The organism is Deltaproteobacteria bacterium (assembly GCA_029210625.1).
In the GTDB taxonomy this organism is placed as follows: domain Bacteria; phylum Myxococcota; class Myxococcia; order SLRQ01; family SLRQ01; genus JARGFU01.
Genome location: JARGFU010000059.1, coordinates 1 through 9,576, shown reverse-complemented (window position 1 = coordinate 9,576; position 9,576 = coordinate 1). Strand labels below are relative to the sequence as shown.

General features: G+C 71.0%; 9 protein-coding genes. 5 read left to right on the top strand and 4 right to left on the bottom strand.

Annotated features, from left to right (window positions below; genetic code table 11):
* A partial coding sequence (locus P1V51_25230) for a hypothetical protein (protein MDF1566359.1) occupies positions 1-337 on the top strand: 337 nt, incomplete at its 5' end.
* A 55-nt stretch (positions 338-392) separates the two neighbouring features.
* Here P1V51_25230 and P1V51_25225 read toward each other — a convergent pair.
* Both P1V51_25225 and uvrC read right to left on the bottom strand, forming a co-directional pair.
* Entirely contained in the window at positions 393-911 is a 519-nt protein-coding gene (locus P1V51_25225; protein ID MDF1566358.1) for a DUF507 family protein, read from the bottom strand.
* Between the two features lie 74 nt (positions 912-985).
* On the bottom strand, positions 986-2,833 hold the full coding sequence (gene uvrC / locus P1V51_25220; GenBank protein MDF1566357.1) for an excinuclease ABC subunit UvrC: 1,848 nt from the start codon (positions 2,831-2,833) through the stop codon (positions 986-988).
* An 86-nt stretch (positions 2,834-2,919) separates the two neighbouring features.
* Here uvrC and P1V51_25215 point away from each other — a divergent pair, with 86 nt between their 5' ends.
* Genes P1V51_25215 through P1V51_25205 form a run of 3 tightly spaced genes read left to right on the top strand, consistent with a single transcriptional unit; the run spans position 2,920 to position 5,123 of the window.
* Positions 2,920-3,420: a rubrerythrin family protein gene (locus tag P1V51_25215; protein MDF1566356.1), complete on the top strand. Its 501-nt coding sequence runs from the start codon at positions 2,920-2,922 to the stop codon at positions 3,418-3,420.
* Entirely contained in the window at positions 3,420-4,055 is a 636-nt protein-coding gene (locus P1V51_25210; protein ID MDF1566355.1) for a hypothetical protein, read from the top strand. Before P1V51_25215 ends, P1V51_25210 begins: the two co-directional genes overlap by 1 nt.
* Positions 4,056-4,085: 30 nt before the next feature.
* On the top strand, positions 4,086-5,123 hold the full coding sequence (locus tag P1V51_25205; protein MDF1566354.1) for a DMT family transporter: 1,038 nt from the start codon (positions 4,086-4,088) through the stop codon (positions 5,121-5,123).
* A gap of 18 nt (positions 5,124-5,141) precedes the next feature.
* Here the strand turns inward: P1V51_25205 and uvrB are convergent, their stop codons facing one another.
* Entirely contained in the window at positions 5,142-7,241 is a 2,100-nt protein-coding gene (uvrB, locus tag P1V51_25200) for an excinuclease ABC subunit UvrB (GenBank protein MDF1566353.1), read from the bottom strand.
* A 10-nt stretch (positions 7,242-7,251) separates the two neighbouring features.
* A complete protein-coding gene (cysS, locus tag P1V51_25195) occupies positions 7,252-8,745 on the bottom strand; it encodes a cysteine--tRNA ligase (protein MDF1566352.1) in 1,494 nt (497 codons plus the stop codon).
* A gap of 136 nt (positions 8,746-8,881) precedes the next feature.
* On the opposite strand from cysS, the gene P1V51_25190 reads away from it, so the two are divergent.
* Positions 8,882-9,576 (top strand): FHA domain-containing protein (locus tag P1V51_25190; protein MDF1566351.1); only part of this gene is annotated, 695 nt, incomplete at its 3' end.

Sequence of the window (9,576 nt, the reverse complement as noted above, 5' to 3'; positions counted from 1 at the left end):
CTGGAGCGCCTCGAGCGGCGGCAAGGGCGGTGACGGCGGCAACGGCGGGCCTGGCGGCGGTGGCGGCGGCGGCTGCGGCGGCCCGAGCCTCGGCGTCCTGGGCTTCAACGCCCAGGGCTCCCCCTGGGGGCCGACCAACGTCTTCGAGCTCGATCCCTCCATCGACACCGGCGGCGCCGCGGGCGCCGGAGGGGTCACGGCCGGTCAGAGCTCGGCCGGCGCGCCAGGGACCGCGGGAGCCTTCCGGCAGACGGTCTACCTCTTCGCCTGCGGAGCGGGCGGGAGCTGCCCGGCGGGACGGACCTGCGACGCCAACGGCGTCTGCATTCCGAATTAGTGGGAGGAGCTTCCGCTCCCCCACCTCCAGTCGCCACGAGGCCGGATCGCGCGGACTAAATGAGGCCCTTGAGCCTTTTGATCTGCTCGACCTGCTTGCGGTACTCGATCTCGAAGTCCATCGTGCCCTCTTCGAGGTGCTTGAGGCGAGCCCGCACCTCGCGGTCGATGGTGTCCTCGACCAGGAGGTACTTCTTGAAGATGTCGTGGATCTTCCGCCGCATGGTGTGGTCCTCGGCAAAGACCTCCTCGACGTTGCGGGAGAGGATCAGGAACTCGAGCATCTGGTTGATGACGTAGTCGATCCCGTCGTCACCCGTCTTGTGTCCCCTCACGTCGGCCATCTCTCGCTTCACCCGCTCGAACTGGCTGTGGTCCAGCTCACGCCGCTCGAGGGTGTCCTTGGTCGCCCGGCTGACGGCGTCCTCGTCGGAGAGGTACTGCTTCATGATGGCCGCCATGTCCTGCTCGGCCTCGACCACCCGCATCGGCTCGACTTCGATATCGCCGTCCGACATGAGGCGGGAGATGATGTCCCGCCCGATGGCGGGGATGACTTTGGCGTAGAGTCGCATGATCCCTGACGTATAGCGCCCACCCTGGCCCCCATGCAAGGGAAATGCCTGGAATCACCCGAATAATTCTTACTTCAGTCCCCGCGCAGGCCCTCGTGGATGAGGGCGGCCAGCGTGGCCGAGATACCCGGGGCCGCGGCGAGGGCCTCCACCGAGGCCGCCTTCACCTCTCGCAGCGAGCCGAAGTGCTTGAGCAGGGCCTTGCGGCGGGCCGGCCCCACCCCCGGGATCCGGTCCAGGGGCGAGGAGAGGGTCTTCTGACGCCGGCGCTGCCGGTGGTAGGTGATGGCGAAGCGGTGGGCCTCGTCCCGCAGCCGGGTGAGGACGAAGAGCTCGGCCGAGTCCTGGCGCAGGACGATCGGGTCCTTGCGTCCGTACACGAAGACCCGCTCCAGGCTGCGGGCGCCCTCGTCGCCGGCCTCCCGCCGGCTCTTCGCCAGCCCGATCAGGTCGATGCCGTCGATGCCGAGGTCCTTCATCACGGCGTGCGCCACCCCCAGCTGGCCCTTGCCGCCGTCGACCACCAGCAGATCGGGCAGATCCCCCTCCTCCACCCCGCGCAGCAGGCGCCGGGTGAGGACCTCGCGCATCATGGCGAAGTCGTCCTGCCCCTCGACCTCCTTGATCCGGTAGCGGCGGTAGCGGCTGCTGTCGGGCTTGCCCTCGGTGACCGCCACCCGGCTGGCCACCGGGCTGCTACCCTGCACCTGGGAGATGTCGAAGCCCTCGATCCGGGCCGGGTAGTTCTTCAGCCGCAGGTTGCGCTGCAGGCTCTCCAGCAGGGCGCCGGCCTCCTCCTCCTGCTTGCGCCGGGTCACGAAGCCGGTGTGGGCGTTCTGCTCGGCCAGCTCGAGCAGGCGCCGCTTCTCCCCCTTCTGGGGCTGGAGGAGGTGCACCCGCCCGCCCCGCCGCTCGGAGAGGAGGCTCTCGAGGGCCTCGCGCTCGGGCAGGCGCAGGGGCACCAGCACCTCGGCCGGGACCTCGGCCCCCTCGCCGTAGTACTGCGAGAGCAGGGAGGCGAGGAGCTCGGGGCTGGGGAAGGCCTGCCCCGAGAAGGAGAAGCTGCGCCCCCCGACCAGGCGGCCGCGCCGCACCGTCAGGAGCTGCACCTCCAGGGCCGGCCCCTCCCGGTAGATCCCGAAGACGTCCCGGTCCCGGCGGTCCTGGACCTGCACCACCCGCTGCTGCTCCAGGGTGCGCTCCACCGCCCGGATCTGATCCCGGAGGCGGGCCGCCTCCTCGTAGGCCATGCGATCGCTGGCGGACTTCATCCGCTTGCGCAGGCTGACGAGCAGCCGGTCGTGCTTGCCGGAGAGGAAGAGCGCCGTGTCCTCGACGTTCCGGTCGTAGGTCGGCACCTCCAGGACGCAGGGCGCGGGGCAGCGGCCGATCTGGAACTGCAGGCAGGGCCGCTTCCGGTTGCTCAGCACCGAGTCGGAACAGGTGCGCAGCTGGAAGTAGCGGTTGATCAGCCGCAGGGTCTCCCGCACCGCCGCCGCCGAGGCGTAGGGGCCGAAGTAGCGGGCGCCGTCGTCGTCGGGCCGGCGCCAGACCTCCAGCCGGGGGTGAGCGTGCTTCCGGTCCAGGCGCAGGGTGATGAAGCTCTTGTCGTCCTTGAGCAGGACGTTGAAGGGGGGTCGGTGCTTCTTGATGAGCTCGTTCTCGAGGAGCAGGGCCTCCTTCTCGCTGCCCACCTCGAGCACCTCGATGTCCCGGACGATCCGGGGGAGGATCGGCACGAAGGCCCGCTCGTCGGTGCCCCGCAGGTAGGCGCGCACCCGCTCCCGCAGCCGGCGGGCCTTGCCCACGTAGAGCACCGAGCCGTCGCTGCCGCGCATGAGGTAGCAGCCGGGCGCCCGGGGGAAGCGGGCGACCTTCGCCTCCAGCTCGGGGGGCCAGCGCATGGAGTCGGGGATCGTCATCGGCACCAGGCATGGTAGTCCGCCCGGACCTGGTGCATAGGGTGACGGACCCGAAGCCAACGAAAGCCCCAACCAGGGAGGCCACCATGCCCACGACCCTCGAGAACCTGCAGACCGCGTTCGCCGGCGAGAGCCAGGCCAACCGCAAGTACCTCGCCTTTGCCACCAAGGCCGACCAGGAGGGGCACGCCAACATCGCCCGCCTCTTCCGCGCCGCCGCCGACGCCGAGACGATCCACGCCAACTACCACCTGCGCAACATGGACGGCGTGGGCACCACGATCGAGAACCTCAAGGCCGCCATCGAGGGCGAGACCTACGAGCACGAGGAGATGTACCCGCCGATGGTCGAGCAGGCGAAGAAGGAGGGCCACCGCGCCGAGCGGCAGCTGGCCTACGCCCGCGACGCCGAGAAGGTGCACGCCGATCTCTTCACCCAGGCCCTCGAGGCCCTCGAGGGCGGCGCCGACCTCTCCCAGATGGAGGTCTACCTCTGCCCCGTCTGCGGCCACCTCGAGTTCGGCAAGCCCACCGAGGCCTGCCCGATCTGCGGCGCCAAGGCCGAGAAGTACGTCGCGATCGCCTGATGGGCGGACTGCGAATCGGCCTCCTCGGGGCGGTGATCCTGCTGGCCACGGCCTGCACCGGATCGCGCCCCGAGGCCAGGGAGGCGGAGCCGGTGAACGTGAAGACGACCGCAGCGCAGCAGGCCCTCACCGGCACCGCCCGCCAGGCCAAGGGCGGCGCCGTGATCGTCGGCGCCAGCGGCGACCCGATCTACCTCGCCGGCCTCGCCGAGTGGCCCGAGGCCCTCGATGGCACGCCCGTCGAGGTCCTGGGCGTCCCCGGGCGCCGCAAGCTGATCCCCTCCCCCACGGTGGACGCCGGGGGCGCGATCTCCACCGGCGCCGAGGGCGACCAGGACGTGCTCGATCCTGCCCCCGAGTGGAAGCAGGGGCTGGGGCGCCTGGTCCTGGTCAGCGGCACGGCCCGGAACGCCAAGGCCGGCCCGATCCTCCACACCCCCCAGGGCCCCCTCTACCTCCACGCGGTCGGCGAGGCCTGGGCCGAGGAGCAGCTCGGCCGGAAGGTCACCGCGGTGGGTGAGCTGCTGCGGAAGAAGCGCCCCTCGACGCCGGAGAACGACGACTCCGAGTTCGGCGGCAGGACGGAGCTCACCGAGGAGTGGGCCCTGGTCGAGGCGAGCTGGTCCCTGGAGTAGTCCCTGGCCGATGGTCCCGAGCGAGAGACGATGAGCAGGGCGCCGACGGCCCCCGTCCTCTGGTGCCTGCTCGCCGCGGCGCTCTTCGGCGCCTCGACGCCAGCGGCCAAGGTCCTCCTCGACGGCCTGGGTCCCTTCAGCCTGGCCGGCCTGCTCTACCTCGGCGCGGCCCTGGGCGTGCTCCCCTTCGCCCTGCGGCGTCCGGCCCGCCGGCTCGTGGTCGATCGCCGCAACGGGCTCCTGCTCACCGGCGCGATCCTCTTCGGGGGCATCCTGGGGCCCCTCCTCCTGCTCTCGGGCCTCACGCTGGCGCCGGCCTCCTCGGTGGCCCTCTGGCTGAACCTGGAGACGCCAGCGACCGTCGCGCTGGGGCTGCTCTTCTTCCGCGAGCACCTCGACGGCCGCGCCTGGCTGGCCGCGGGCCTCGTGGTGGGCGCGAGCGTGCTGGTCGCCTCTCCCTCCGGCTTCGGCAACGCGGGCGCGGCGGTGCTCATCCTGGCCGCCTGCCTCGCCTGGGGACTCGACAACAACCTGACGGCGCTGATCGACGGGCTCACCCCCGCACAGTCCACCCTGGCCAAGGGGCTGGCGGCCGGCGCCGTGAACCTCGGCCTCGGCCTCTTCCTCGAGGGTACGCCCGGCGCCCTCCCCGTCGTGGGCCTGGGGCTGGGGGTCGGCGCGCTCGCGTACGGCGCGTCGCTGGTGCTCTACGTCTCCGGGGCGCAGCAGCTCGGCGCGAGCCGCTCCCAGATGATCTTCGCCACCGCCCCCTTCTGGGGCCTCGCCCTCGCCTGGACCACCCTGGGCGAGGCCATCACGCCGGTGGAGGCCCTCGCAGGGGTGATGATGGTGCTCGCCCTCTGGCTGATGCACACCGAGCGGCACGCCCACGAGCACACTCATGCGCCGCAGGAACACGTGCACCGGCACCGTCACGACGACGGCCACCACGATCACGTCCACCCGGGCCTGCCGGCCTGGCTCTGGCACAGCCACGAGCACTCCCACGACGACCGGCTGCACAGCCACCCTCACACGCCGGACCTGCACCACCGCCACGACCACTGAGGGGGAGGGGCTCGGGGATCAGCGGTGCTTCTTGTCCCGGCGCTTGCGGCCGGCGGAGCGGGCGAAGGCCTTGGAGAGGGCGACGACCCGGTCCAGCTCGGTGTCCCCACCGAGGCCGAGGGCCTCCTGCTTCGCCGACCGGATCCGGTCGCGGAGCTGGGCCGCGCGCTCGAAGTCGAGATCGTCGGCGGCCTTGCGCATCTCGACCTCCCACTTCCCGATCGCGGCCGCCAGCGCCTCGGCCGGCAGCTCCACCCAGTCGGCCTGCTCGCGGCGCTCGCGCACCAGCCCCGCGGTGCCCTCGCCGCCCTTGTCGGGCTCGCCCAGCCCGAGCTCACGGATGGCCTTCTTCACCGAGGCGGGCGTGATGCCGTGCTCCTCGTTGTACTTGCGCTGCTTCTCCCTGCGGCGGTCGGTCTCGTCGATGGCGTAGCGCATCGAGTCGGTGATCGTGTCGGCGTAGAGGATCACCCTGCCCTCGACGTTCCGGGCGGCCCGGCCGACGGTCTGGATCAGGGAGGTCTCCGAGCGCAGGAAGCCCTCCTTGTCGGCGTCGAGGACCGCCACCAGGGAGACCTCCGGCAGGTCGAGCCCCTCCCGCAGGAGGTTGATGCCGATGAGCACGTCGAACTCGCCCCGGCGCAGGTCCCGCAGGATCGCCGTCCGCTCGATCGTGTCGATGTCCGCGTGGAGGTAGCGCACCTTCACCCCCACCTCGGCGTAGTACTCGGTGAGGTCCTCGGCCATGCGCTTGGTCAGGGTGGTGACCAGCACCCGCTCGCCGCGCCGCTCCCGCAGGCGGATCTCGGCCAGCAGGTCGTCCACCTGCTGCTCGACGGGCCGGACCTCGATCTGCGGATCGAGCAGCCCGGTGGGGCGGATCACCTGCTCGACGACGACGCCGCCGGTCTTCTCCAGCTCCCAGGGCCCCGGGGTGGCGCTGACGTAGATCGCCTGGTTCACGAGGCGCTCCCACTCCTCGAACTTCAGGGGCCGGTTGTCGAGGGCCGAGGGCAGCCGGAAGCCGTAGTCGACCAGGGTCTCCTTGCGGGAGCGGTCGCCCCGGAACATCGCCCCCACCTGGGGCACCGTCTGGTGCGACTCGTCCATGAAGAGGAGGAAGTCCTGGGGGAAGTACTCCAGGAGGGTGGGCGGCGGGTCTCCGGGGGCCCTCCCCGAGAGCCAGCGGGAGTAGTTCTCGACGCCGGGGCAGAAGCCCATGTTCTGCAGCTGATCGAGGTCGAAGCGGGTGCGCTGCTCCAGGCGCTGCGCCTCCAGCAGCTTCTCCTGGCTCCGCAGCTCCTTCAGCCGCTGCGCGAGCTCCGCCTCGATCCCCGAGAGGGCCTTCTCCCGTCGCTCCGGGGCGGTGACGTAGTGCGAGCTCGGGAAGACCGAGACCTTGTCCAGCTCGGCGAGGCGCTCGCCCCGCAGGGGATCGATCTCGTAGATGGCGTCGATCTCGTCCCCGAAGAGCTCGACCCGGATCGCCCGCTCCTCCTCGTAGATCGGGAAGATCTCGAGGGTGTCACCCCGCACCCGGAAGGTGCCGCGGTGGAAGTCGTAGTCGCCCCGCTCGTACTGGATGTCGACGAGCGCCGCGAGGACCTCGCCGAGCTTCACCGTCTCGCCCCGCTTCAGGGAGACGGCCATGCCGAAGTAGGCCTCGGCGGTCCCCAGGCCGTAGATGCAGGAGACGCTCGCCACGATGATCACGTCGTCGCGGGTCAGCAGGGCGTGGGTGGCCGCGTGCCGCATCCGATCGATCTCGTCGTTCACCGACGAGTCCTTCTCGATGAAGGTGTCGGTGGAGGGGACGTAGGCCTCGGGCTGGTAGTAGTCGTAGTAGCTGACGAAGTACTTCACCGCGTTGTCGGGGAAGAGCTCCTTCAGCTCCTCGTAGAGCTGGGCGGCCAGGGTCTTGTTGTGGGCCATCACCAGGGTCGGCCGCTGCATCTCGACGATGACGTTCGCCATCGTGAAGGTCTTGCCGGTGCCGGTGGCGCCGAGGAGCACCTGGTGCTTCTCGCCCCGGCGCAGCCCCTCGAGGAGCTCGCGGATCGCCTCGGGCTGATCCCCGGCGGGGACCAGCTCGGTCTTCAGCTCGAAGCGACCTCCCATGGAGGCAACCCTAGGCCGCGCTCCACTCGGTGCCATTGGGGCCGTCCTTGAGGACCACCCCCATCGCCTTGAGCTCGTCCCGGATCGCGTCGGCCCGGCCCCAGTCCTTGTTGGCGCGGGCCTCCAGGCGCTCGGCGATCAGCGCCTCGACCTTCGCGGCGTCGATGCCGCTCGAGGCCGCCGCCCGCGCCTCCTGGGCCTCGAGCCAGGCGTCCGGCTCGGCCTGGAAGAGCCCCAGCACGGCGGAGAGCGCGCGGGCCTCGCGCTCGGTCACCATCAGGGTGTTGGCGATGGCGCCCAGATCACCCTCGCCCGCCTCGGCGGCGTCGCAGAGCTCGTTGAGCAGGCCGTAGGCGCTGGAGAGCACGGCGAAGGCGCCGGCGGTGTTGAAGTCGTCGTCCATCGCCTCGACGAACTTCCCCCGCAGCTCGCCCACCCGCTTGGCCTTCACCAGGGGCAGGGTCGTCGAGGGATCCGGCGGGCCGGCCTCGAAGCCGGCCTCGGCCAGCTTCGCCCGGGCGCGCGCGACCCGGCGCAGCGTCTCGTAGTGGTAGCGGACGCGCTTCTTCCCCTCGTCGAAGAGCTGCGGGGTGAAGTTCAGCGGCGAGCGGTAGTGGCTGGAGAGGAGGGTCCACTTCAGCACCTCGGCGTCGACCTCCTCGAGGAGCTCGCGCACGGTGCGGAAGTTGCCCAGCGACTTGGACATCTTCTCCGAGTCCACGTTGACGAAGCCGTTGTGCATCCAGCGGCGGGCGAACTGCCCGTCGGTGCCGCCGAGGGACTGGGCGATCTCGTTCTCGTGGTGCGGGAAGATCAGATCGTGCCCGCCGGCGTGGATGTCGAAGGTCTCGCCCAGGTACTTGGACGACATGGCGGAGCACTCGATGTGCCAGCCGGGCCGGCCCTTGCCCCAGGGGCTCTCCCACTCCGGCTCGCCGGGCTTGGCCGCCTTCCAGAGGGCGAAGTCGAGCGGGTCGCGCTTCTGCTCGCCCGGATCGACGCGGGCGCCCGAGCGCATGTCGTCCACGTCCCGCTTCGAGAGCCGGCCGTAGCGCGGGAAGTCGCGCACCGAGAAGTAGACGTCGCCGGCGGCCTCGTAGGCCAGGCCCCGCTCGATCAGGGCCTCGGTCAGGGCGATGATCTCGGGGATGTGCTCGGTGACCTTCGGCTTCACGTCCGGATCGAGCAGCCCCATCGCCTCGAGATCCTCCTCCCAGGCGACGATGTTCCGCGCGACGAACTCGGGCACGGGGGTGCCCTCCTCGTTCGCCATCTTGATGATCTTGTCGTCGATGTCCGTGTAGTTGCGGACGTAGGTGACCTCGAAGCCCGAGAAGCGCAGGTAGCGCACCACCACGTCCCAGGTCGTGTAGCAGCGCGCGTGCCCCAGGTGCGGGACGTTCTGCACGGTCGGGCCGCAGACGTAGAGCCCGATCTTGCCGGGCTCCATCGGCTCGAGGTCGATCTTCTTGGCTTCGAGGGTGTCGTAGACGCGAAGGCTCATGGCGCTGGCGTCAATAACATGCCGGAAGAAGGGCGTAAAACGGGTGAGGGACGCTCGCCCGTGGTATCGTGAGGATCGTACCCGAAATCCGGTGCTGACCCGCATGGCCATCCGACGCAAACGCCCCCCCCGATCGGTGGACGATGGGCGCCGGCGCGAGGATCCGACGATCCTCGGCGAGCCGGACGATCCCTTCGAGGCCGCCCTCCGCGAGGTGGGCCGGCTCGACTCCGACGAGGTCGAGGCCATCGGTGGGGATCCGGCCGATCTGGAGACGGATCCGGGCAGCGCAGAGCACTCCGGCCGGGGCTCGAGCGCGGCCACCGACCCCGGGACGCGGGGCCCCCCCGAGGACATGCTGGTCCGCCTCTTCATCCTGGAGGGGCCCGGGCGGGGCGGTAGCATCGAGGTTCCCCACCTGCGTACGGTGGTGCTGGGCCGATCCAGCCGCTGCGAGATCCCCCTGCGCGACCTCTCGGTCTCCCGCCGCCACGCCGAGCTCCGCTGGGAGGCCGGCCGGGGCTACCGGGTGCGGGATCTGGGCAGCCGAAACGGCTGCGCGGTCGACAACGAGCGCATCGACGGCTGGGTCGACGTGGCCTCCGGGCAGGTCATCGCTATCGGCGATCTGCGCCTCCGGCTGGAGTACGAGGCCCTCAAGGAGCAGACCTTCATCCGGGAGGAGCCCGCCCTCACCCCGGCCGCGCCCCTCTACCGGCCGGACGACCAGCGCCCGCCGCGGCCGGCGACCGGCGCCGCGGCCGAGCCGCCCCCCGCGGCGCCAGCCGTCGCCGCGCGGCCCGCCCGATCACCCCCGCCTCCCCGCCCCGA

What these genes read in the sequence shown, in the direction of transcription:
- P1V51_25205 (MDF1566354.1), top strand. Translation starts at nt 4,086, where the DNA reads ATGAGCAGGGCGCCGACGGCCCCCGTCCTCTGGTGCCTGCTCGCCGCG.
- P1V51_25210 (MDF1566355.1), top strand. Translation starts at nt 3,420, where the DNA reads ATGGGCGGACTGCGAATCGGCCTCCTCGGGGCGGTGATCCTGCTGGCC.
- uvrC (MDF1566357.1), bottom strand. Translation starts at nt 2,833, where the DNA reads ATGACGATCCCCGACTCCATGCGCTGGCCCCCCGAGCTGGAGGCGAAG.
- P1V51_25215 (MDF1566356.1), top strand. Translation starts at nt 2,920, where the DNA reads ATGCCCACGACCCTCGAGAACCTGCAGACCGCGTTCGCCGGCGAGAGC.
- cysS (MDF1566352.1), bottom strand. Translation starts at nt 8,745, where the DNA reads ATGAGCCTTCGCGTCTACGACACCCTCGAAGCCAAGAAGATCGACCTC.
- P1V51_25225 (MDF1566358.1), bottom strand. Translation starts at nt 911, where the DNA reads ATGCGACTCTACGCCAAAGTCATCCCCGCCATCGGGCGGGACATCATC.
- uvrB (MDF1566353.1), bottom strand. Translation starts at nt 7,241, where the DNA reads ATGGGAGGTCGCTTCGAGCTGAAGACCGAGCTGGTCCCCGCCGGGGAT.